This window comes from Caproiciproducens puteiluti, from assembly GCF_052442865.1.
GTDB lineage: Bacteria > Bacillota > Clostridia > Oscillospirales > Acutalibacteraceae > Caproiciproducens.
The window spans coordinates 1,008,393-1,030,816 of sequence record NZ_CP194790.1 but is presented as its reverse complement, the minus strand read 5'-3'; the positions used below and the strand labels follow the sequence as shown (position 1 = coordinate 1,030,816).

The 22,424-nt window shown below is 51.3% G+C and carries 19 protein-coding genes; 6 read left to right on the top strand and 13 right to left on the bottom strand.

What is annotated here, in order from left to right; all coding sequences use genetic code 11:
• Positions 1–79 precede the first annotated feature (79 nt).
• From ACRQU7_RS04885 to ACRQU7_RS04865, 5 genes are all read right to left on the bottom strand, one after another.
• Entirely contained in the window at positions 80–868 is a 789-nt protein-coding gene (locus ACRQU7_RS04885) for a response regulator transcription factor (RefSeq protein ID WP_141827369.1), read from the bottom strand.
• On the bottom strand, positions 861–2,648 hold the full coding sequence (locus ACRQU7_RS04880; RefSeq protein ID WP_444644166.1) for a sensor histidine kinase: 1,788 nt from the start codon (positions 2,646–2,648) through the stop codon (positions 861–863). Before ACRQU7_RS04880 ends, ACRQU7_RS04885 begins: the two co-directional genes overlap by 8 nt.
• Positions 2,649–2,752: 104 nt before the next feature.
• On the bottom strand, positions 2,753–4,423 hold the full coding sequence (locus ACRQU7_RS04875; protein ID WP_038322844.1) for an ABC transporter permease: 1,671 nt from the start codon (positions 4,421–4,423) through the stop codon (positions 2,753–2,755).
• Positions 4,420–5,505 (bottom strand): ABC transporter ATP-binding protein, encoded by a 1,086-nt coding sequence (locus tag ACRQU7_RS04870; RefSeq protein WP_141828161.1) that lies wholly within the window; start codon positions 5,503–5,505, stop codon positions 4,420–4,422. The genes ACRQU7_RS04875 and ACRQU7_RS04870 overlap by 4 nt, the downstream gene beginning before the upstream one ends.
• 174 nt (positions 5,506–5,679) lie before the next feature.
• Positions 5,680–6,735, bottom strand: coding sequence for an ABC transporter substrate-binding protein (locus tag ACRQU7_RS04865; protein WP_141827366.1), 1,056 nt, complete (start codon positions 6,733–6,735; stop codon positions 5,680–5,682).
• A 247-nt stretch (positions 6,736–6,982) separates the two neighbouring features.
• Between ACRQU7_RS04865 and ACRQU7_RS04860 the strand changes: the two genes are divergently transcribed.
• Entirely contained in the window at positions 6,983–8,395 is a 1,413-nt protein-coding gene (locus tag ACRQU7_RS04860; RefSeq protein WP_444644163.1) for a phosphoglucomutase/phosphomannomutase family protein, read from the top strand.
• A gap of 246 nt (positions 8,396–8,641) precedes the next feature.
• Here ACRQU7_RS04860 and ACRQU7_RS04855 read toward each other — a convergent pair whose 3' ends face one another.
• The 8 genes from ACRQU7_RS04855 to ACRQU7_RS04820 all read right to left on the bottom strand — a co-directional run bounded on the left by ACRQU7_RS04855 (position 8,642) and on the right by ACRQU7_RS04820 (position 16,441).
• Positions 8,642–9,382 (bottom strand): SIS domain-containing protein, encoded by a 741-nt coding sequence (locus ACRQU7_RS04855; protein ID WP_444644161.1) that lies wholly within the window; start codon positions 9,380–9,382, stop codon positions 8,642–8,644.
• A 2-nt stretch (positions 9,383–9,384) separates the two neighbouring features.
• Entirely contained in the window at positions 9,385–10,638 is a 1,254-nt protein-coding gene (locus ACRQU7_RS04850; RefSeq protein WP_444644159.1) for a PTS ascorbate transporter subunit IIC, read from the bottom strand.
• On the bottom strand, positions 10,638–10,925 hold the full coding sequence (locus ACRQU7_RS04845) for a PTS sugar transporter subunit IIB (protein ID WP_038322840.1): 288 nt from the start codon (positions 10,923–10,925) through the stop codon (positions 10,638–10,640). Before ACRQU7_RS04845 ends, ACRQU7_RS04850 begins: the two co-directional genes overlap by 1 nt.
• Before the next feature lie 80 nt (positions 10,926–11,005).
• Positions 11,006–12,931 (bottom strand): BglG family transcription antiterminator, encoded by a 1,926-nt coding sequence (locus ACRQU7_RS04840; RefSeq protein WP_185741243.1) that lies wholly within the window; start codon positions 12,929–12,931, stop codon positions 11,006–11,008.
• A gap of 287 nt (positions 12,932–13,218) precedes the next feature.
• Positions 13,219–13,476, bottom strand: coding sequence for an HPr family phosphocarrier protein (locus ACRQU7_RS04835; RefSeq protein WP_141827361.1), 258 nt, complete (start codon positions 13,474–13,476; stop codon positions 13,219–13,221).
• Between the two features lie 261 nt (positions 13,477–13,737).
• Positions 13,738–14,700, bottom strand: a complete 963-nt coding sequence (locus ACRQU7_RS04830; RefSeq protein WP_444644156.1) for a bifunctional 4-hydroxy-2-oxoglutarate aldolase/2-dehydro-3-deoxy-phosphogluconate aldolase — start codon at positions 14,698–14,700, stop codon at positions 13,738–13,740.
• A gap of 29 nt (positions 14,701–14,729) precedes the next feature.
• Positions 14,730–15,671, bottom strand: coding sequence for a sugar kinase (locus tag ACRQU7_RS04825; protein ID WP_444644154.1), 942 nt, complete (start codon positions 15,669–15,671; stop codon positions 14,730–14,732).
• Between the two features lie 80 nt (positions 15,672–15,751).
• The gene (locus tag ACRQU7_RS04820; RefSeq protein ID WP_444644152.1) at positions 15,752–16,441 is read right to left on the bottom strand and encodes a GntR family transcriptional regulator; all 690 of its coding nucleotides are present in this window, start codon (positions 16,439–16,441) and stop codon (positions 15,752–15,754) included.
• 498 nt (positions 16,442–16,939) lie between these two features.
• Between ACRQU7_RS04820 and ACRQU7_RS04815 the strand changes: the two genes are divergently transcribed.
• The 5 genes from ACRQU7_RS04815 to ACRQU7_RS04795 all read left to right on the top strand — a co-directional run bounded on the left by ACRQU7_RS04815 (position 16,940) and on the right by ACRQU7_RS04795 (position 22,403).
• Positions 16,940–17,911 carry a C-terminal binding protein gene (locus tag ACRQU7_RS04815; protein WP_444644150.1) on the top strand — a complete coding sequence of 324 codons (972 nt, stop codon included), beginning with the start codon at positions 16,940–16,942 and terminating at the stop codon, positions 17,909–17,911.
• A gap of 19 nt (positions 17,912–17,930) precedes the next feature.
• Positions 17,931–18,689 (top strand): SDR family oxidoreductase, encoded by a 759-nt coding sequence (locus ACRQU7_RS04810; protein ID WP_444644148.1) that lies wholly within the window; start codon positions 17,931–17,933, stop codon positions 18,687–18,689.
• A 76-nt stretch (positions 18,690–18,765) separates the two neighbouring features.
• A complete protein-coding gene (locus tag ACRQU7_RS04805) occupies positions 18,766–19,752 on the top strand; it encodes a substrate-binding domain-containing protein (RefSeq protein WP_170949879.1) in 987 nt (328 codons plus the stop codon).
• Between the two features lie 148 nt (positions 19,753–19,900).
• Complete coding sequence (locus ACRQU7_RS04800) at positions 19,901–21,403, top strand: sugar ABC transporter ATP-binding protein (RefSeq protein WP_141827355.1); 1,503 nt, start codon at positions 19,901–19,903, stop codon at positions 21,401–21,403.
• A gap of 1 nt (position 21,404) precedes the next feature.
• The gene (locus ACRQU7_RS04795; RefSeq protein WP_081928190.1) at positions 21,405–22,403 is read left to right on the top strand and encodes an ABC transporter permease; all 999 of its coding nucleotides are present in this window, start codon (positions 21,405–21,407) and stop codon (positions 22,401–22,403) included.
• Positions 22,404–22,424 lie beyond the last annotated feature (21 nt).

Sequence of the window (22,424 nt, the reverse complement as noted above, 5' to 3'; positions counted from 1 at the left end):
GACAAAACACGTTCCTTCCCGTCCTCGGCTGGGGAGAAACGCAGCCTTGTTGCAGAATCAATTGGAAATGTCGTAGGGCTTATTCCAGTCTTTCACGAAATTCTTTTGGAGTGACTCCCACCAGTTTTTTAAAGATCATGCTGAAATAACGCTGATCCTTGTAGCCGATCAGATTGGCGACCTCATAGATTTTCCCGTTCGGTTTTTTCAGCAGCTCACAGGCTTTTTTGATGCGGTAATAGGTCAGATAATCCCCGAAGGTCTGCCCTACCGTATTTTTAAAAAGGCGGCTCAGGTAGCTTTCGCTGATAAAAAGGCCGTCCGCGACGCTCTTCACGCTGATGTCCTTCTGATAGTTGGCACTGATATGCTTGACGGCCAGAGCAACATAGTCGTTATCCTTTTTTTCATCCAACAGATATTCCTTAAACAGCATGACGCGGCTGTCCGAAATATCGTTCATTTTATCCTGTATTTTGTGGATACGCTGCTTATCGTGCACCGCTTCACAGGTACTTTTCAGCGCGGCATCCAGATCGTCGTCGTCAATCGGCTTGATCAGAAAATCGCGGACGCCAAGCTTTACCGCCTGCCGGGCATACTCAAATTCGCTGTAGCCGGAAATGATAACAAACTCCGGCTTGATGCCGCCTGCCTTGATCTGTTCAATCATGCTGATTCCGTCAAGGCCGGGCATCCGGACATCCGTGATCACGATATCGGGCCGGATACGGGTGATCTCACGGATTCCCTCCATTCCGTTGGAGGCCTCCCCCACGACTTCACAGCCGTACTTCTGCCAGTCCGTGGTCAGGATCAGGCCCTTCTTGACCAGAACTTCATCTTCAACAACGACTACTTTAATCATTACCGGAACCCCCCACATTCTCGTTTCCAAGCGGTAAAGTTGAAAAAGGCATCGTGATCCGCGTGACCGTACCGATATTTTCTTCGCTTTGGATTTCCAGCCCAAAATCTTCGCCGTAGTACAGTTTGATCCGTTTATCTACATTTGCAATTCCAATGCTGTCGCTGTCGAGCGCTTTTGCGCGGGCGGACCGCCGGATGCTGCTCAGCTTTTCTTCACTGATTCCCACGCCGTCGTCTTCCACCTCAAAAATGATTTTGTCATCCTGTCTCCAGCCGCGGATGACTAAATGCGCTTTCCCGATTTTATCCTCGATTCCATGTATAATCGCATTTTCGACGATCGGCTGAATGATGAATTTTGGCACGTAGCAGTCCATAATGTCGTCGTCCACCTGTACGGCGGCGTCGAACTTATCCTCATACCGTATTTTCTGGATGGACAGATAGCTCCCGACCAGCCCGATTTCCTCTGAAATCTGAACGGATTCCTTTTCGTTGCGGATGCTGTTTTTCAGAAGCTTTCCAAGCTGGGAAACAATCAACACGATATCGTCCACCCCGTTCAGCTTGGCGAGCCATTTGATGGAATCCAGAGTGTTGTACAGAAAATGGGGATTGATCTGCGAATACAGAGATTTCAGCTCCGCCAGGCGCAGCCGGTTCTGCTTTTCCAGATTGGTGGCAAACAGTTCATTCAAGCGGTCCAGCATGGAGTTCAGGCTCCGCCCGATATAACCGAATTCGTCGTCGTTGCGTACGTCGACGCGCGCGCTGGTGTCACCGTTCTGGACCTTGTTCATGGTGCGGACAATGGCGTTCAGCGGTTTGGTCAGGCTGCGCACCAGCATGGGTGAAATCAGCACGCACAGGAAAATGGAGCCCAGCGCGACCGCGATGGCGGTATCCATGATATAGTTGCTGTTAATGACGACCAGCTCGACCGGAACCGAGGAAATCACCCGAAGGGGATATCCGCCCGGGGTTGTTTCCCACGTAATGATGCGTTTCGGCTTTTCCAGATAGAACCTTTTGTTTTCTCCGGCCTGAAGCATCTGATTCCGGAAGTCCGTATCCATAAAAATCCGGTTCTGTCCGCTGAAGATTTCATCATACAGGATATAGTTATTTTTATCCACAACGGCGTACCGGACCGGAAGCGATACGTTGACCGAATCGAGCGCCGTCTGAAAGACGTCCGACGGAATATCGATCACCGCATAGGCAATAATCTGTCCGTCCTTCCGGATACTGTCGCCCACCGCGATACAGTAGTTTTTCCCTTCCTGCGAAACATAATGGTTGGAGTACAGGACGGTGCCGTAGGATGCATTCATTTCGCGGAAAATCCCCCAGTCGCCGTGGTTTCGGACATGATAGGCTTCCGGGATCACGGAGGTGGAAATTCCGAACGACCCGTCCGCCTTGATCAAGTGCATTGCCACGTTGGTCGATTTTCCCGCCAGTAAAATATACATCTTCTGGTAGAGGCTTGTGCTGTCCGACTGGGTAATCGCGGGAGCGCCGATTTTCTGGACCGTGTCGTCGTCCTCGCAGAAATAGGACAGGGCGGACCGGTACTCGCCGATGGTCTGCTCCAGGCTCACCGCCGCGTTGTTCACCGTTTTGGAGGACTGGTATTCCACATTTCCCATAGAGATATTGGAAGAGATGGTGTAGGTAAGCGTTCCCAGGATCGCAACGGGAACGATGCTGATAACGGCAAAGCAAATAAACAGCCGTGCAAAAAAACTGATCTTTCCCTTTTTTTCAGAACTCATATGATCACCATCCACTATCCATTATACAATGGTTGCCGGAATCCGAAAAGCCCATTACGAAAACAGGGGAGCCGACAGTTTCTGTCCGCTCCCTTTTCGTTTCATCAGACCACGGAAACCCTGCCCTTGCTGACCCAGTTGAACAGCAGCAGGGACAAAATGGTGGCAACCGTCAGAATGGACGCCAGCGCCGCGGCGGTTCCAAAGCTGGAACGGACCACCTCGGTATAGATCGCTACCGAGATCGTCGCGGTTTTCCCGCTGTACAGCATAATACTGGAGCTCAGTTCGTTGATGGTGGTAATCCAGCTCAGGATCGCGCCGGACAAAACACCGGGCGCCATCATTCTCGCCGTTATTTTGAAGAAGGTGCGCATTGGGGATACGCCGAGGTTGATGGAGGCCTCCTCAATGCTGGGGTCGATCTGGTACAGCAGCGCGCTGCTGGAACGGATGGTATAAGGCATTTTCCGGATGACATAGGCGATAATCATAATGACAGCGGTGCCGGACAGCATGAGCGGGGGCTTGTTGAACGCAACGAGCATGCTGATGCCGAGCACGGCGCCGGGGATCACATAGGGGAACATCAGCAGCAAATCCAGCGTGCTGCTGATTTTGCTCTTCTTTTTCACGACAAGGTAGGAAAGAAGCATTCCAAAGATAATAATGATGATGATGGCGATGAAGGAGAACATAAACGTATTCGTGATATTCTTGGACAGCTTGTAGAAGATTTTTTCATAGCTTTCCAGACTGAAGCCCTGCACAAAGATCGGCCCGTTCGTCTTGATAAAGGACGTAAAGATCACAACGATCTGCGGTAAAAACGCGACGGACGCGACGAACATGCAAAGCGCGGTCAGAAGGATTCTTTTCCCCCGGGAAAGCTCTTCCACGATCGGGGGGCGGAGCGCGGTCATGACGTAATTCTTGCGCGCCACCACATATTTCTGAATCAGGAGCACCGCGGTGGAACAGCAGATGATCACGACGCTGAGCGCTCCGGCCATGTTGGCGTTGCCGCCCATTTCGCTCATGTACTCCTCATATACGAGGACGGGAAGAACCTTGTAGCCTTCGCCGATCAGCATGGGCGTGCCGAAGTCCGCCAGCGACGACATAAACGCCATGATCGCGCCTGCCGCAAGCGTCGGCATGATCACCGGCATGGTAATCGTCATCACTCTTCTCAGCTTGCTGGAACCGAGGTTTTCGGCCGCCTCCTCCAGAGAGCGGTCGATGCTCGACATGGCACCTGAAACGTATAAATAAACATAGGGAAAAAATTTCAGGGTAAACACCAGAACGATTCCGCCAAAGCCGTAAATCGGCGGAGTAATAATGCCGATTTTCGCAAGCGCGTTCGTAAACAGGCCGTTTCTGCCGAGCAGCATGATCCAGGAATACGCGCCGATAAACGGAGGCGACATCAGGGACATAATGATCAGCATATTGATGCATTTTTTCCAGTACACGTTGAAGCGGCTGGTTATGTAAGCGAGCGGAACGCCGATGATAATCGCAAAAACGGTAGAGATTCCGGAAGTCGCGAGGCTGTTCCACAGGGTGCGATAATAATACTGCTTGGTAAAGAAAATCTTATAGAATTCGAAAGTGAATTTTCCGTCGCTGCTGAGAAAGCTGTGGAAGATAACGGAGAAAAACGGATAGACCAGAAACACCAGCAGCAGCAGCATGGAGCCGTACTTTACCAGATTCCAGAAATTGAAGTATTTCGCAAAATTTCTGTGGGAAGTCCTTTCAGCGTTCATGAAAACACCTCGGTTCCGTCTTCGCTGAACACGCTGATTTTTTCCGGACGGAAGCTCAGGCGCACCTTATGGCCGATATCCCGGACAAAATCAATATCTTTTGTGTATTCGTTCGCCTGTACGACCTGACCGTTTTCCAGCTTGACCTCATAGCTGGCGAAGTCGCCGAGGAAGGTGTACATCTGGATTTCGCCTGAAATTCCGGCTTCATTCCCGTCGTCCATAAGGAACTGCTCCGGGCGGACCGAAGCCCTGATCCTTCCCTCAAGGCCCTTTTTCAGCTTTACGGAAAATTCAAAGCCGGCGTCCAGCCTCACACGCGCGATTTTGTCGGGGTCAAGCTGCTCGATCTGCCCCTCCATAAAGTTGGAGGTCCCGATAAATCCCGCGACAAAAGAATTCTGCGGCTGTTTATAAATGGTGGACGGCGTGTCGATCTGCATGATCCGGCCCGCGTTGATAATGGCGATCCGGTCCGAAATGGCAAGCGCCTCTTCCTGATCGTGCGTGACATAAATCGTTGTGATGTTCAGATCCTTTTGCAGCTTGCGGATAATGGTGCGCATCTGAACCCTGAGCTTTGCGTCCAGGTTGGAAAGCGGTTCGTCCATCAGAAGAACGCCCGGTTTGATTACGATCGCCCGGGCAAGGGCGACGCGCTGCTGCTGGCCGCCGGACAGCTCGGAGGGTTTTCTGTCTTTCAGATTCTTGATCTGTACGAGCTCAAGCGCCTCCATTACCCTCGGCTCAATCTCACTTTTGGGCAGCTTGCGCGCCTTCAGCCCGTAAGCGACGTTGTCAAAAACCGTCATATGAGGAAAAATGGCATAATTCTGAAACACCATGCCGATATCGCGCTGATAAGCTTCTATATCGTTAATTACTTTGTCGTCAAAATAAATTTTTCCACCGTCAATCGTATTAAACCCCGCGATCATCCGAAGCAATGTGGTCTTTCCGCAGCCGGAAGGCCCCAGCAGCGTAAAAAACTCCCCTTGCCGGATATCGCATGAAATATCGTTTACCGCGGTAAAATCGTCATACCGCTTCACCACATTACAAATTTTTACTCCATGGCTCAATCTGTTCAACCCCTTTAAACTCACACTGTTGCTTACGCGTTCCAAAAGCAGGAACAGGCGCCCGCCAACCGCCTTATGATAGAAAGCGTGCAGGCGCTCATCTGCTTTTAACGCCTGCACGCAAAGACTCCTGATTTGCGTGGAATCTGTCAGAACCGCTTTGACGCCCTGCGGTTAACCGACAATGACCTCTTTCCACTTTTCCATGACCTGTGTTTTCTGGGAAGACGCCCAATCAAAGTCGTAGTTTACCAGCTTTACGTCCTTCATTTCCGGAAGGTCCTTCGGAACCTGAGTGTCCAGCCTGACGCCTCTTCTGGCAAAATCGGTCGCCATCATGGTCTGGCATTCCTTGCTCAGAACAAAGTTCATAAAGGTTTCGGCATTTTCCTTGTTTTTGCAGCCCTTGACCAGCGCAATGCCGTCCGGAACCGCGGAGGTGCCTTCCGACGGATAAATGATGCCGACGTCCGCACCGGCCTGAACATATTTAATGGCCTCTTTTTCGAGCGTCAAGCCGACGCTGTATTCGCCGTCGGACACCTTTTTATAGACGTCGCCGGAGGAACCGAGAATTTTTCCGTCCAGATTGGCGACAAACTTCTGAATGAAATCCCAGCCCTTGCCGTCGTCCTTACCGAACGCGGTCAGCATCGTGCACAGGATGGTGTAGGAGGAACCGGATTTCGCCGGGTCCGCGTACGCAATTTTCCCCTTGAACTTCGCGTCGATCAGATCGCCCCAGCCCTTCGGGACGTCGCTTTCCCCGACCAGCTTTTTATTGTACATAATGACCATCGGCAGCGGGGATTCTCCGGTCCAGAGTCCGTCCTTGCTGACATACTCCTTATCGATGCTGTCAATATCGGCGGGCGTAAACTTGTCGAAATATTTGCTGTAGGCCGCAAGGGAATCCGCTCCGCCGCCCCAGAACACATCGCATTGCGGGCTGTCGCTTTCGGCCTCGATACGCTTGAGCAGTTCGCCGGTTCCCGCGGCGACAAGGTCCACCGTAATTCCGGTCTTCTCCTGGAACTCCTTGATTCCCGCGTTCAGCGGGTCCGCCGGGTGCGGCGAATAAACCGTGACGTGCTTGGAATTCGGCGTCTGCTCCGCAGCCTGGCTGGCGTCCGTATTGGCCTGTGACGATGCGCTTTGCGTGCTCCCGCATCCGGCTAACACGCCGGCGAGCATGGTGACAGCCAAAAGTGCGCTGACAAACTTTTTCATAACTCTTCCCCTCAGTTCGTTAAAATTTGAATTCCGGGGGCCTTGCCCCGCGTTGTCGTGATCTCATTATTGCATCTTGGCCGTGTAAATACAATGTGACGATCCTGTACTTTTGTAGAGGATTCTAACATATTCACGAAATCCGTCATATTTTTACTTCAAAACTGTGCAATTCGCAGTCATCCAAGCTTGAAAATGCAAATCCGGAATGCTAGAATAGCCCCAGATTCTACGGGAGGGATTACATATGATCAAATTTGGTACCGGCGGATTCCGCGCAATTATCGGAGAGGATTTTACGCGGGGCAATCTGGAGCTGCTCTCCGCCGCATTGGCGAAAATGATAAAAGAGGACCATGCCGAACACCTTCCGGTCGTCATTGGATACGACCGCCGGTTTCTGTCCGATTTCGGGGCAAAGTGGATAGCGTGCACCCTTGCGGCCGAGGGCGTCAGGGTACACCTCATCAATCACGACGCGCCGACGCCCCTGATCATGTTTCAGGTGCTGAAGGAAGCCGCCGCATACGGGATGGCAGTTACGGCGAGCCATAACCCGGCTGAATACAACGGGGTCAAGCTTTTTACGTCCGGCGGAAGGGACGCGACGGAAGAAGTAACCGACCGTCTGGAAAAAGAAATCGCCCTGATGAGTCCGGCGGAAATCCGCACGATGGAATATGAGGACGCTGCCGCGGGCGGGCTGATTCTGGAGATCGACCCACAGAACCATTATATCGACAGTATTCTGAATGTAATTGATACCGAAGCCATTAAGAGAAAAAATCTGAAAATCCTTCTTGACCCCATGTTTGGAGTCAGCAAAACGACCCTGCAGACGATTCTGCTCACCTGCCGCTGCAGCGTGGAGGTCATCCACGACCGGCACGACACCCTGTTCGGCGGAAGGCTTCCCGCCCCGAACAGCTCGACGCTGTCCCATCTGGCCCAGATGGTCGTCCAGAACGGCTACGATCTTGGCATCGCCACGGACGGCGACGCCGACCGCATCGGCCTGATCGATTCCAGCGGAAGCTTTATCCACCCAAACGATATTCTTGTGCTGCTTTACTATTACCTGCATGAATATAAAGGCTGGAAGGGCGCTGTGGTGCGTAATATTGCCACAACCCACTGTCTCGACCTGATGGCGGAAAGCTTTGGGGAAGCCTGTTATGAGGTCCCGGTCGGCTTCAAGTATATTTCCGCCAAAATGGAGGAAACCGACGCCCTGATTGGCGGCGAGTCCTCCGGCGGGCTGACCGTGCGCGGCCATATTCACGGCAAGGACGGCGTTTATGCCGGTTCCCTGCTGGTGGAGATGATCAGCGTGATCGGCAAATCTTTGCGGGACATTCTCGACGAAATCCACCGAAAGTTCGGAAATTTCGCCATGGACGAGTTCGACTGCCGCATGACCGGCGAACGCAAGGAAGAATTGCAGCATCTTCTTTTTGAGGAGAAAAAGACGCCGCGGTTCGACCTGGAAATCGAAAAGATCTCCTACATGGACGGGTGCAAGGTATATTTTAAGAACGGAGGATGGATTATCTGCCGTTTTTCAGGAACGGAACCGGTGCTCCGCATTTTCAGCGAAATGGAAAATGCGACGGAAGCCGCGCACATCAGCCGGGTATTCCGCAATTTTCTGGGACTGTAAATCAGCCTTCAAAAAGACATCAACAATATGGGCGGCCGGAAATTCCGGCCGCCCATATTGTTGATGATTCTGCCTGGCTGTAGAATTCTGTTGAAATAATTCTGAAACGCCTTCTCTTTGTCACTGGAACGATAGGAATGAGCGGCGCCAGGTCCGGCCTTTCAGTCAGCCGTAACGATAGCAATTCCATTTCAGTTTGCGAGAACACAACCTTGTTGCAAAATCAACTGGAAATGCTGTATGTACTCAGTAGCTGTAATGAATGTTGTCCTTATACTCCTCATAGACCCTGCGGTTCCGTTCATCGCCGCCGTCCACATTGGCGCTGTAAAAAATCGGCAGGATTTCCAGCCCTGTATCCGCCAGCGCCTGCGCGGCAGCCGCAACAACGGCATTAAGGACAGACGCTCCGATCACCGTGGACGTTGGGCTTACCTTCTGCTCTATTCCTTTAATTTTTACGCACGCGTCTCCCTTTTCCCCATGGTTGTCAATTACAATATCGCTGACCTCATACAGCTTTTTTCCGGAAGGATGCCGCGACGTGACGGATTGGGAATAGCTGAGATTCGTGATGCAGATCACACAGGCACCCCTTTTCTTCGCTTCCATGGCCACCTCGATGGTGACGGGGTTCCTGCCGGAAACGGAATGAACGATCAGCACATCTCCGTTCCCGATACATGTCTTTTGAGCAAGAAGCGTACCGTATCCCGGCAGCCGCTCCATTTTACTGGTGTGAGTAATGGGAGAAGTATCCAGCATTACTTCTCTGCCGAAGATCGGGTTGATGACCACCAGTCCGCCGGCCCGGTAGAACATTTCCTGCGTCAGAATCCCCGCATGGCTCGCCCCGAACACATAGATCGCGCGTTTGTCCAGAATAGCTTTTACCAACGCACCGACAGCGGCTTCCATGGATTCCGACTCCGTTTTTTCAACCTGATCAAGCAGCCTGCGGATTTCTGAAAAATATAGAAACTCCATGCTCAGACCACCGCCAGAAGCTTATCGATCAGATTTGCGATAATCCCGAAGAGTGAAAGATCGTTGCCGCCGAATATCAGCATCCAATTCTGGATGGTTCCGGAATACATGACCGCGGAAACGCCTACCAGAGCAACCATGACGACCGCCGCCACCGCAGTTCCAATCACGCAGCCGCGCAGGCCGCCCTGCCCCTCGCCGATGACAGCCGCCGCACCGCACTCAAAGAAGGAGGTAATGACCAGCGGGATCAGCATCAAATGGAAGACATTCGCCGAATTGCAGATCAGCACGATAATCGTAGAAGTAACCATTGCGGTTACAAAACCAATCAGCACGGCATTCGGCTTATAATTGAAAATGATCGGGCAGTCAAAGGCCGGCAGCGCATTTGGAACCAGCTTTTCAGAAATGCCCTTGAACGCCGGAACGATCTGGTTGATCAGCATACGTACACCCTGCAGCATGATGATGAGCCCCGCACCGAAATTCAGCCCCTGATTGACGGAAACCATAAACAGGTTCTGGTCTTTCGCAACCGAGGAGGGTACTGCAATCCCGACGGCAATGAACATAATGAAAATGACGACTGCGCCGGTAATGGAAATTTCACGGAAGAAAGAAAGTCCTTTTGGCAGGGTAAGACTTTCCGTGGATTTGTCCTTGTTTCCCACTTTGCCCGCGACAAAACCGGAAATCAAACTCAAAACGCCGGTCGGATGGCCAAGCGTAAAGGATTCGTCACCGGTGACGGCAAAGACATATTTGCGAAGCAGCCACGGCATAACGGACCAGTAGAGAGCGGAAAAAACCGCACTGACGGCAATCAGCATGGGGCCTTTCAGGCCTGCTTCCACACCCGCCGCTACAAAGATGAACGGGAACCACCACAGCATGTGACCGGTAAGGAAGATGGTCTTGATCGGCGTGAACCTTGCAATCAGCAGATGCAGGATCAGGCCGACGAACATGGACAAGCCGACATCTCCGCCATAGGTACCGGTGAAAGTAACGTCATTGAGCCCTTCCGCCGCACCGGAGCCGGAAAGCGACTGAAACGCCGCATTGATCGGTGAAATGGAGCTGACCAGCATGGAAACACCCGCGTTCAGAATCAGCATGCCGAACGCCGCAAGCAGGGTCCCCTTTACCACCTCCGTGAATTCCTTTTTCTGAAGGATCAGTCCCAGCATGGCGATCAGCCCCAGCAGGACGGGAGGGTTGCGCAGAATGTTTGTTGTAATAAAATCCATCATCATAATACCCCCTTAGTATCACTCAAAAACTTCTCAAGCACTTCTTTGACTTCCGTTAAATCCATATACTTTTTCACACTGTATATGGGCACGGTGCAGGAGCTTTTCAGTTCTCCCGCCAGCTCCGCACTGGTAAAAATCGCATCGCATTGGGCGCCGCGGGCCGAATTGATATCGGCTGTTTCCACTTCGCAGGCAATCCCCAACTGTTTACATACTTTATCCAGGCTCATTTTCAATATCATGGATGATCCGCAGCCAAATCCGCAAACCGCTAAAATCTTCATATTATCACCTCCTCACTTTGGACTCCCTGTATAACCGTCGATTGAACGGGTACAAACAATGGAAATGCCCCGCAGGATTTTCAATATCTCCGGAGAAGATCCAGAATCTCCTCCTGATCTCCCAAACGAAACACCTGCAGATTTTTTCGTTCGCTGAGGATATCGGATAGGTTCGCCAGCGCGTCCAGATGGGACGAAGAATCCACCGTCGCCAGCACCAAAAACACATTCACCGGCTGGCCGAGCACATCCACCTCGTCCCTGACAACAAGCAGGGACATGGAAAGACGGTTTACACCGCCTTTCAATTTCGCATGGGGAAGTGCAAAGTACTCGTCCAGTACAATGTACGGCCCAAACCGGTTTACGCTTTCGATCATGGCTTCCACATAGGACGGTTCAATGGAATGGTCCTCCACCAACGGCTGGGCCGCCAGTGTAATCGCTTCCTGCCAATTCTTTACATGTTGTACAATATGAATTCTGTTTCCATAGATGAGGTCTTTCAGCACAGGATTTTTTTCCTCCTTGTTTTCTTGTGTCTTCTGGTACATCAGCGTGCCCAGATCCCGGCGGAGCTGGTCTTCCTCGAAAATATCCGCGCTTTTGCGAATCACATGAATGAGCAGCTCAATGTCAAACGTATAGGCAAAGCCTGAAAAATCCAGCAATTTGTTCATAATAAGCTGAATATCCATTTTGGTAAGAATCGGATTGACGACCATCACGTTTGAATAGTCCGGAAGTTCGATGGTGGAAATAATGTAATCGTAATCGCCGGTATAGCCGGGCAAACTGCTCATGGCGATGGTATCTACCACCTCCACCGCGGGAATATACTTATAAAGCTGTATTTTCAGCGTCTTTGACACCATCAGGCCGTTGGGGCAAACCAGCAGCACCCTGTTTCTGCGCACCCCGCTGCTCCGGCTTCCGGAAAGATATCCGCCAAAATAGGCCGTGAGAAATCCGATTTCCTCATCACTCATGCTGCTCAGTTCCGGAAATTCTTCCCCGCCCTCCGTTACAACGGAGCGAATAATCTTATAAAGCGCACCGTGCCGCAGGCTGATTTCCTCCAGGCAGGGATTGTTGACTGGAAAATGAAACCGGATACGATAATAAGACGAAAGCAGATGGCGCTTGATATTGCTTTTAAACTCCTCCTTGGATTCCAGCGTAATCGCGGTTTTGGATTCAAATTTTTCAATCAGCCGGTCGACATATCGTTCGATCCTGCTGTCGTCCACCTGATGGTTCCTGCTGGGAAGAGAAGCAACATAGGCCGCAAGATACTGCCGCTCCTGCGGATCGTCGGTCCCGAGCAGCCCGGAAAGGGCCTCGCAGTACGGAAATTGCTCCGCTTCGGAGAAATCGTCCCCCGTCTGCACAAACCGCCCCTGAGCGATCCTCTGTTTCACAAATGCGAGGAATGCGGAAAGGTTGCCCAAGGAATAATCCGTCAGCTGCAGGTTTTGCTCCCGGTCAAAGTTCACAACCGGCTGTGAAATCTGGTGAATCAGGTCTACATTTTCCTGCATGAGCGACAGGTAAAGCTCCCGTATCTTTATTTCATTACCCAAAATTGAAAAGCGCGGCTTTGTATGAAACAAAAGCCCCTTTTCCTTCAACAGCAGCTTTACGGCCTCCATATCGCTGATACAGGTGTTTTTGCTGATGCCCATTTCTTCAGCCAGCTTTTCAAGGGTAAAGGGCTGGTCGTCCAGAATTCTTCCCAGAATATAGTTTCTTCTGCTGTAGACCGCGTAGGGGTCCAGAGAACCGGCCCCGCTGATAAACCTGCGCAGCATGTTGTAGTTGCCGATACAGTTGAATTTCTGTCCGATTCTCCGTATTTTCCCCCAGCTTTTGATCTGCTCATTGATATTTTCAATATCATAGTACAGCGTGCGTTTGGAAATCCCGAACCGGTCCAGAAGCTCCTGCAGGCCCGCTCCGCCATTGTAAAAAATAAAGCTCAGAATGCTGTTCTCTCTGTTTTTCATAATTTTTCTTTCCATAACACAAGTTGCAATTGTGTACCCTTTTTTTCATTATAATTTACTGACAACAAACTACAATACCAAACTATTGCACATCTTTTGCACAAACGCTGTATGAACAGGCAAAGCAAATGTTCTGTTTCCCATATCATTTTATGAAACAGCCGCCAGCCCTCATACCGTTTATAAACCGCCTGAAGAAATCGGCGGATTTGCGCAGAGTGCCCTTGGCCGGGGCGCCTCATCCCACTCCCGTGATAAAACAAAAACCGCCTTTACGGCGGTTTCCACTAAAGGTTCTGCTCAAAAAATTTCCTGATCTGTTCCGCGGCCTGCTCCTCGTCCGGACCCTCTACCACAACGGTAACGGTCTCTCCCTGCTTGGCGGCTAAGCCCATAACCGAGAAAATCTTCCCGGCATCCGCCAGATTGTTTCCCTTGCCGATTTTCACCGAAGAAGTGTACTGCGCGGCCTGTTTAACCAACAGCCCCGCGGGCCGTGCGTGGATTCCCTCCGGGTCCTTTATTGTGTAGCTGAATTTTTTCATTGATATCCTCCTGTCTATGACGGCGATCTCTTTATTCTTCCGTTTTTTTATCATAGCATAAATCGGAGCCTTTGCAACAACCATTTCTCTGCACACCTTTTGCACAAGTCGACCGAACCCGCTCTGGCCGGCGAGCGATTTCCCTTCCTGCACAAAGGACCTCCTGCCGCATTCATCCTGCGTCAGGAGGTCCTTTTATCAATGATTCAGGGAATGGATGATCCCGGCTGTGAGCCGGATTCCTGTCCGGCCGGGAACAGCTTACTTCCTTCTTAAATGGATGGCAAAGCCGCCGATCGTCCGTTTAAAGTAAATCGCGATCAGCCCGCCGTTTTCGTCACGCACCGCCGAACCTTTGTCCAGCTCTGCTCCCATGCACTCAAAATGATGGACCGCGCGCTCGATATCGTTGGTCTGAATGGCAATATGCCCGTTTTCGCCCAGGAACGGACCCTTCACAATTTCAAACATGCTCCCGGCAAAATAAGCGCCCGGGAACTCCATGACCGGAATGGAAAGAAGGCCGGCAAAGCTGTTCGCCACGTTGGACGCGTCCTGAGCATCCTTGGTGTTGACGCCGACATGCAGCAGTTCAAACCCGAAGGCCCTGCGCACGGCTTCCTTGCACAGGCTGACGATCCGGCTGAAATCTCCCGCTTCTACCAAATCTTTCGGCACCATCCAGGAACCGCCGCATGCGGCTACGTTGGAAAGGGAAAGATATTCCTGCACATTGTTTTCATTGATTCCGCCTGTGGGGATAAACCGGAGCCCTCTGTAAGGACCCGCGAATGATTTCAGCGCCTTGATCCCGCCGCTGGCCTCTGCCGGGAAAAACTTAACGGTATCCAGGCCAAAGCGGAGAGCCGCTTCCAGATCGGTCGCACTGGAGCAGCCGGGGATAACCGGAATATCGTTTTCCAGGCACCACTCCACAACGGCGGGGATAAAACCCGGCGTCACGATAAATTTTGCCCCGGCGTCCACGGCGCTCCTCGCCTGCTCTACCGTATGGATGGTACCGGCTCCGACGGTGATTTCCGGCACCTTTTCAGCCATTTCCCGCACTGCCTGCCGTGCGGAATCGGTGCGGAAGGTAATCTCGGCCACGGGAATTCCCCCCGCGCACAGCGCCTTTCCCAAATCTGCGGATTTGGTATGGTCGTCAATAACAACCACCGGCACCAGGGCGGCGCCCGTGATAATATCCATCAGGTTCTTCATGATCGGTCCCTCTCTTTATTGTTAATATTTTATTTTGCCTGCATAAAATGCTGCAGCTGCTCCCTGGTCGGCAGTCCTTCATTGTCGCCGCGGGACATGACCTGAATGGCGCCGATCGCGTTTCCGCGGCGCACCGCTTCCTTTAACGGCAGGTTTTCCATTAACGCGCTGATGATTCCCACGGCAAATCCGTCGCCCGCGCCGACCGTGTCGACCACCTTCTCTACAGGGAATCCGGGAACAAAGAAGCGTTCCTGTGCACACGCGGCATAGGCGCCCTTCGCCCCCTGCTTGACCACCACGGTTTTCGCTCCCCGCTTCAGGTAAAATTCGGCGATGGCCTCCGGGTCCCTGCTTCCGGTAAGGATCAGGCCCTCCGAATCACCGGGAAGAACCATGTCGCTTTTTGCCGCTATTTCATTCAGGACCCGTACCATTTCCTGCTGACTGGCCCAAAGCTGAGGCCGCAGATTCGGATCGAAGGAAACGGTCAGCCCGTTTTCGCGGGCCTTTTCCAGCAAAAACATTGTCGCTTCTCTGGTGGACTGGGAAAGCGCCGGCAGGATTCCGGTAACATGCACCCACTGATAGGCTGAAAAGTCAACCTGAGCAATATCTTCGGCGCTTAAAGTAGACGCCGCGGAATTTTTACGGAAATAAAAGATATCAGGATCACCGGAGGAAACCATGGATTTCATCATGAAACCGGTGCTGTGCTCCTCGCTCCAGGAAACCAGATCGGTGTTGATCCCGTTGCGTTCCATCGCCTTTACGATCTGTTTCCCGAAAGGGTCCCGTCCCAGTTTTGTAAGATAGCTTGCGGAAAGCTCCAGCCTGGTCATTCCCACCGCAACATTAAACTCGGCCCCCGCAACGGCGCAGGAAAAGCCGGGAATATCCTCCAGACGGCCCTCGGACTGCGCGATAAACAGTCCCATTGGTTCCCCGATCAGCATAATACCTTTTGACATCTTAAAATAAAGTCCTTTCTGAAATTCAATGAAATATTGAACATGATTTGCCCAAACCGCAGCCGGCAGGACATGCAGAATCAAAATGTGGATACATTGGTATCTTCTTTTGTATAAGCCGGTAAAAAAGTCTCATAAAGCTTCATCGTGTTTTCCAGATGAGTGCGGATCAGGAGCTCCAGCTTTTTGCCCTCTCCCTCTTCCAGACATTCATACATCAGCTTGTGCTCCTGATGGGCGGCTTCGTGCCGTTCCATAGGATGCCTGGAGGAAGCATAGACAAGGAAAGAGAAGCTTACGCCCATCAGCATATTGTAGAGCTCCGTCAGCTTCCGGTTTTCCGTCAGGCGGATAATGCTTCCGTGATAAATTTGTTCATACTGGTTGGCCGTAACATAGTCGTTTGCCTGAACATCCGCCATTCTCCTTAATACCTCACGCATTTTCACCTGAATTTCAGGGTGAGCGTGAAAATTTTCCGCCGCCGGTATCGCTGCAAAGGTTTCCATCATAATACGGCAGTCCATGATATTGCGGATTTCGTCCATGCTTAACTGTTTTACAACAAAGCCCCGCCGGGGCAGCATGTCCATCAGCCCCTCCGCCACCAAACGGTTCATCGCTTCTTTGACGGGGGTGGGGCTGATCGAAAGACTTTCGGCAACTTGATTGACGACGACTTTTTTGCCCGGCTCCATTTCGCCGGACATAATTTGGTCCCTGATGTGGGCATAAGCCCATTCCAATAAAGAAAGGGGTTGCTTTTCCATACTTGACCTCCTATGGACGACAGCGCAGAAGCCATCCAATTTTTTTCGCATTCCTTTTAGACTGAAACGGCTGTCGGCAGCCTGTCTGAAAACAATAACGATGATTAACAACTTGTTTATTTTATCACAAACAAAACAGAATGTCATCAAAAAATATGGACATTTTATAAATAGTTGTTAAGTAATCCATCAAATATAAAATATTATATTCAATTTCAAAATCTATTATATAAATAATTTCTATAAAAATCAAGTATTTATTTGCTATATTTCCAGCAAAATGTTTAATATAAATAAAAAGACAGTTTTTGATTATATTATATAAATTAACGAATTATAAAGTCATTTCAAGGGTGTATTAATCGATTTTTTAGTTAAAATGCCTATTATATATAAAATTTATTCATTAATTTTCACTATTGCGTAATTATCGACACGCTTATATAATATAGGTCGAAATCAAATTTTAGATTTAAAATTCAAAAAGGAGTGTAGCGAATGCTCAATCGGAATCTTGTGGCGATTACAGACTGCGACCACGACAGCATTACGGTGGAAGCCGGAGTGCTGAAAGCGGCCGGATTGGAAGCGCCCTGGCTCCAATGCAAGACGGAAGACGACCTGATTCGTGAATGCGTAGGATTCAAGTCAGTGATTAACCAGTATGCCCCTTTCACAGAAAAGGTGTTTGACAACCTGCCGGACCTCAAGGTGATTGTGCGTTACGGCGTGGGAGTGGATAATATTGATCTGACGGCCGCCACAAAGCACGGCGTTAAAGTCTGCAATGTGCCGGACTACGGGATGTACGAAGTGGCGGATCATGCAATGGCGCTTGCTTTGGCCCTTGCCAGAAAAATTGTTCTGAATAACGACAATGTAAAAAGCGGCGTCTGGGAATACCAGAAAGCGATCCCCATTTACAGGTTATCCACCCAGACGGTCGGCGTGATCGGCGTAGGAAGGATCGGCACCGCTTTCGCGGAAAGAGCCAAAGCCTTTGGAATGAAGGTTCTTGCCTATGATGAATACGCGCAAAAAGCCGGACGCACAAAGGACTATATGGAAATGGTCAGCCTGGACGAGCTGCTGGAGCGTTCCGACATTATTTCCGTACATTGCCCGCTGGACGGGAACCGCGATCTGATTGCGGCCCCGCAGTTAAAGAAAATGAAAGAAAGCGCCTATCTCATCAACGTGTCCCGCGGCGGCATCATCAATGAGCAGGACCTGTTCCATTCCCTTTCCAGCGGGGAAATCGCCGGCGCGGCATGCGATGTCTTCAGTCCGGAACCGATTGCGAAGGACAATCCCCTTCTGAGCCTTCCGAACTTCCTTGCCACTCCGCATATCGCCTGGTACTCGGAAGAGTCCGCAATCGAGCTGGAGCGCAAGGTGGCGGAAGAAGCCGCCAGGGGCGCTCTGGATCAGCCCCTGGTCAATGTTGTCAACACAGCAGCCGGAAAGTAATTTCAAGGAAGGAAAAAGTATGAATTTATTCGATTTAACGGGAAAAAAAGCGATCGTAACGGGCGCCGCTTCGGGTCTGGCCCACGGAATAGCCGAAGGCCTGATGGAATCGGGCGCCGAAGTGGCGATCATCGACATTTCAGCCGGCACGGAAGCGGCCGCGAAGGAATTCTGCGAGCGGGGATTCAAAGCCCACGCCGTCCGCGCCAACCTCGGCGACCGTGACGAACTGAACCGTGCGTTCCATGAAGCACTGGAAAAGCTTGGCGGGAGAATCGACATCCTTGTCCCGGCTGCGGGCATTCAGCGCCGCAGCAAGTCGGAAGATTTTTCGATGGAAGACTGGGATTTGGTCCTGAACATCAACCTGTCCGCCGTTTTCATGCTCTGCCAGCTTGCGGGACGCGAAATGATCAAACAGAAGAGCGGAAAAATCATCAATATCGCTTCCATGCTCAGCTTCTTCGGCGGCTATACCGTTCCGGCCTATGCCGCAAGCAAAGGCGGCGTTGCCCAGATCACCAAAGCGCTCTCCAACGAATGGGCCCGCGAGGGAATTAATGTAAACGCGATTGCGCCGGGTTATATGGCTACACAGATGAATACAAAAATCATCGAGGATGAAACCCGCAACGCTGAAATCACAAACCGTATACCGGCACGACGCTGGGGCACGCCGGACGATGTCAAGGGCGTGACGATCTTTCTGGCTTCTCATGCATCCGACTATCTTAGTGGCGCAATTATTCCGGTAGACGGCGGTTACCTTGGCTGCTGATTTATGATTGACCGTCCTACCGGTTATAATGATAATTTGCAAGGAGGAGAAACTAAAAATGAAAAGGAGCTTCAAAATGAAAAAATTAGGTGCAATTATTCTGGTCATGGCTATGGTTTTGTCTTTGGCGGCCTGCGGAAACAGCAGCACGGCCTCTTCACAGGCCAGTGAGGCGGCCAGCGCAGCCGGAAGTACGGCGGCATCGGGCACAGCTACCGGCAAACCGCTCAAACTCGGTATTTCCGTCCCGAACCTCACAAACGTATTTTTCGTACAGATCAAAGAAGGTATGCAGAAGGCGCTCAAGAGCCCGGACGACAGCCTTGTGGTTATGGACTCCCAGGGAGACCAGAACAAGCAGATGAACGACGTAATCGATCTGATCAACCAGGGCTGTAACGTAATCGGCCTGTCCCCCATCAATTCGGACGGTGTCCGCGCAACCCTGGAAACCTGCCAGAAGGCCGGCGTTCCGGTTATCGCTTTCAACGTAGGCGTTAAAAACCCCGAGCTGGTCGCCAGCACGATCGTTTCCGACAACGAGGCATCCGGACATATGTGCGCACAGGCCCTGGCAAAAGCGCTGAACAACAAGGGCAATGTCGTTGAAATCACTTTCAGCACAACAACAACCTGCCACGCACGTCAAAAGGGTTTCGAAGACGAAATCAAAGCAAACTACCCCGACATCAAGATCCTTCAGAGCAAGGACGTGGAAAAAGCAACCGCTGACTACTCACAGCCGATCATGGTCGACTTTATCAATGCTTATCCGGATCTTGACGGTGTTTTCACCATTAACGATCCTACCGCCCGCGGCGCTATCTCGGCACTGAAGGAAGCGGGAAAAATCAAGGATGTCAAGGTTGTGTCCGTCGACGGTTCCGATGAAGGAAAAGGCTTTATCCGTGCGGGCGAAATGGTCGCTTCCGCCGCCCAGGACCCGACCGGTATCGGCAGCACCACAGTGGGAACCGCATACAAACTGATCGCCGGCCAGAAAGTGGAAGCAAACGTCATTATGCCGATGTCCATTATCGACGCCAGCAACGTAGACAAATAAAAACAATTTTTCGATGAGAGTCTGAGTGTGATCGGTCACCTTTTCGCGGATTGGTGACCGGTTACGCAACTAATTTGTGAAATTCATTTGCCTGTTTCCAAAGTAAATGCCGTCTTTCAGGCGGCAAGCAGTAAAAGGAAGTGATTCAATGCCAAGTGAGTATACCCTTGAGATGAATAACATTTTTAAGTCATTTGGCTCCAACAAAGTTCTGGATGACGTATCGATCTCCATTAAACCGGGGGAAGTACGTGCTTTGATGGGGGAAAACGGTGCCGGAAAATCCACTTTGATGAAGATTCTCGGCGGTATTTACCATGCCGATCAAGGCGATATCAAAATAGGCGGAGAAACGGTGCAGATCAATACTGTGGATGACGCCCGCCGTTACGGCATCAGCTTTATCCATCAGGAAATCAGCAATGTTCCCAGTATGACAATCGCTGAAAACTTTTTCCTTGGCAAGGAACCCAAGACAAAAGCGGGGCTGATCGACCAGCGCAGAATGCACCGCGAAACCCGAGCCGCGCTGGACCTGATGGGAATCGATCTGCCGACAAACCGTCTGGTCACGGGCCTGTCGATCGCAAAACAGCAGATGCTGGAAATCGCGCGCGCCATCAATGAAAACGCAAAAGTGATTATTATGGACGAGCCTACCGCTTCGCTGGCCAACGCCGAGGTAGAGGACCTTTTCCGGCAGGTAAAAATGCTGAAGGAAAAGAACGTAGCCATCATATACATTTCACACCGTATGGAAGAAACCTTCCTTGTCTGCGACACGGTCACCGTGCTGCGTGACGGTAAATTTATCGGTACGAAAAACACGGCGGAAGCAACCGAAAAAGAGCTGATCAGCATGATGGTCGGCCGCAAGTTCGACGAGATCTACGGACAGGAGCGCGCTGTGGGCGGCGAGACGCTGATGCAGGTAAAAGGGCTGTGCAGCAGAGCCGTGAAGGATGTCAGCTTCGACCTGAAAAAAGGCGAGGTCCTGGGCTTTGCCGGACTCGTGGGCGCGGGTCGGACGGAAACGGCTCTCGCACTGTTCGGAATCGATAAAATCCACTCCGGCGAAGTATGGATCGAAGGAAAAAAAGTATCGATCTCCAATCCGACGGAAGCAATTCGCGCGGGCATCGCGCTGGTTCCCGAAGACCGTAAAGGACAGGGACTCTTTTTGGGCCACAGCATCGCGGTGAACCTTACTTTTCAGGTTTTGAAAGAATTTATCCATAATCTCAGAATCAATCGTAAAAAAGAAGCGAATTTGATCTCCACATATCAGAATAAACTTTCGATACGCATGGCATCCGTCAATCAGCTGGTGGGCGAGCTGTCCGGCGGTAACCAGCAGAAGGTTGTCATTTCAAAATGGCTGGCGTCTAAGCCAAAGGTTCTGATCCTGGATGAACCTACCCGCGGCATCGACGTTGGCGCAAAGGCGGAAATCTACAAGCTGATGAGCGACCTGAGCAAAGAAGGGGTATCTATTATCATGATCTCGTCCGAATTGCCTGAGATCATTAATAACTCCAGTCGTATTGCGGTTATGAGCGAAGGCAGACTTGTTAAAATATTAGACCCTGATGTAGACGAAATCTCTCAGGAGATTATCATGTCCTACGCAGTGGAAGGAGGAAACAAATAAAATGGGTAATACTAACCATTCGGAATCCGCGGCATTGAAAGGCAGCGCGGCGGGAAACGTAGCAGTAAACTGGCTGAGACGCAATCTGGCTGCTATTGCTGCGGTGCTGGGGCTGTGCATCGCGCTTTCCATCACTACAAATACTTTCCTTGTTTCTACAAATCTGCTGAGCTTGCTGCGGCAGTCCTGTGTAAACGTTTTAATCGCATTCGGAATTACCTGTGTCCTGATCTGCGGCGGAATTGATTTGTCCGTCGGTTCGTGTGCCGCCGCTTCCGGCGTTATCACGGTACGTCTGGCAAACGCCGGTCTGCCGCTGCCGGTATGTATTGTGAGCGCGCTCGCTTTCGGTGCGCTGCTCGGACTCTTCAACGGATATGTCATTTCACACACCACGATCCCGGCCTTTATCGTAACTCTTTCCACACAGATTATTGTGCGCGGCGTCGGCTACGTCGTGACCGGCGGCCAGCCTACCCAATGCACCAACGAAACCTTTAACCTGATCGGCACCGGCGATCTGTTCGGAATTCCGACCCCGGTATTTGTGGTCGCTTTTGTTTTCATCATCCTGTTCTTTATTATGAACCGCACAGGCTTCGGACGCCACGTTTACGCCACGGGCGGAAACGCGGAAGCCGCGAAATACGCCGGCGTCAACACCAAATCGGTTCAGATGCGCGTTTTCATGATGAGCGGTATTTTAGCCGCTCTTGCCGGTGTGGTTCTTGCAGCCCGCCTCTATTCCGGCCAGCCGTCCGTCGGCGAGGGCTTTGAGCGCGATGCGATTGCCGCGTCGGTTCTGGGCGGCACAAGCTTTAACGGCGGTATCGGTACTCTTGGCGGCACGGTTGTCGGCGCTTTGATTATCGGCGTGTTAAACAACGGCATGAATCTTCTCCGCATCAACAGCTACTGGCAGTTCGTTGTAAGAGGATGCGTCATTTTGGGAGCGGTCTATATCGATTTCCTGAAAAAGGCCCGTACCCTGAAAAAATAAGAAACGGAACAAGGTATTTAG

Excerpts from the sequence above, each read along its gene's own strand:
- ACRQU7_RS04885 (WP_141827369.1), bottom strand. The coding sequence starts at position 868 with ATGATTAAAGTAGTCGTTGTTGAAGATGAAGTTCTGGTCAAGAAGGGC.
- ACRQU7_RS04880 (WP_444644166.1), bottom strand. The coding sequence starts at position 2,648 with ATGAGTTCTGAAAAAAAGGGAAAGATCAGTTTTTTTGCACGGCTGTTT.
- ACRQU7_RS04875 (WP_038322844.1), bottom strand. The coding sequence starts at position 4,423 with ATGAACGCTGAAAGGACTTCCCACAGAAATTTTGCGAAATACTTCAAT.
- ACRQU7_RS04865 (WP_141827366.1), bottom strand. The coding sequence starts at position 6,735 with ATGAAAAAGTTTGTCAGCGCACTTTTGGCTGTCACCATGCTCGCCGGC.
- ACRQU7_RS04860 (WP_444644163.1), top strand. The coding sequence starts at position 6,983 with ATGATCAAATTTGGTACCGGCGGATTCCGCGCAATTATCGGAGAGGAT.
- ACRQU7_RS04855 (WP_444644161.1), bottom strand. The coding sequence starts at position 9,382 with ATGGAGTTTCTATATTTTTCAGAAATCCGCAGGCTGCTTGATCAGGTT.
- ACRQU7_RS04850 (WP_444644159.1), bottom strand. The coding sequence starts at position 10,638 with ATGATGGATTTTATTACAACAAACATTCTGCGCAACCCTCCCGTCCTG.
- ACRQU7_RS04845 (WP_038322840.1), bottom strand. The coding sequence starts at position 10,925 with ATGAAGATTTTAGCGGTTTGCGGATTTGGCTGCGGATCATCCATGATA.
- ACRQU7_RS04840 (WP_185741243.1), bottom strand. The coding sequence starts at position 12,931 with ATGAAAAACAGAGAGAACAGCATTCTGAGCTTTATTTTTTACAATGGC.
- ACRQU7_RS04835 (WP_141827361.1), bottom strand. The coding sequence starts at position 13,476 with ATGAAAAAATTCAGCTACACAATAAAGGACCCGGAGGGAATCCACGCA.
- ACRQU7_RS04830 (WP_444644156.1), bottom strand. The coding sequence starts at position 14,700 with ATGAAGAACCTGATGGATATTATCACGGGCGCCGCCCTGGTGCCGGTG.
- ACRQU7_RS04825 (WP_444644154.1), bottom strand. The coding sequence starts at position 15,671 with ATGTCAAAAGGTATTATGCTGATCGGGGAACCAATGGGACTGTTTATC.
- ACRQU7_RS04820 (WP_444644152.1), bottom strand. The coding sequence starts at position 16,441 with ATGGAAAAGCAACCCCTTTCTTTATTGGAATGGGCTTATGCCCACATC.
- ACRQU7_RS04815 (WP_444644150.1), top strand. The coding sequence starts at position 16,940 with ATGCTCAATCGGAATCTTGTGGCGATTACAGACTGCGACCACGACAGC.
- ACRQU7_RS04810 (WP_444644148.1), top strand. The coding sequence starts at position 17,931 with ATGAATTTATTCGATTTAACGGGAAAAAAAGCGATCGTAACGGGCGCC.
- ACRQU7_RS04805 (WP_170949879.1), top strand. The coding sequence starts at position 18,766 with ATGAAAAAATTAGGTGCAATTATTCTGGTCATGGCTATGGTTTTGTCT.
- ACRQU7_RS04800 (WP_141827355.1), top strand. The coding sequence starts at position 19,901 with ATGCCAAGTGAGTATACCCTTGAGATGAATAACATTTTTAAGTCATTT.
- ACRQU7_RS04795 (WP_081928190.1), top strand. The coding sequence starts at position 21,405 with ATGGGTAATACTAACCATTCGGAATCCGCGGCATTGAAAGGCAGCGCG.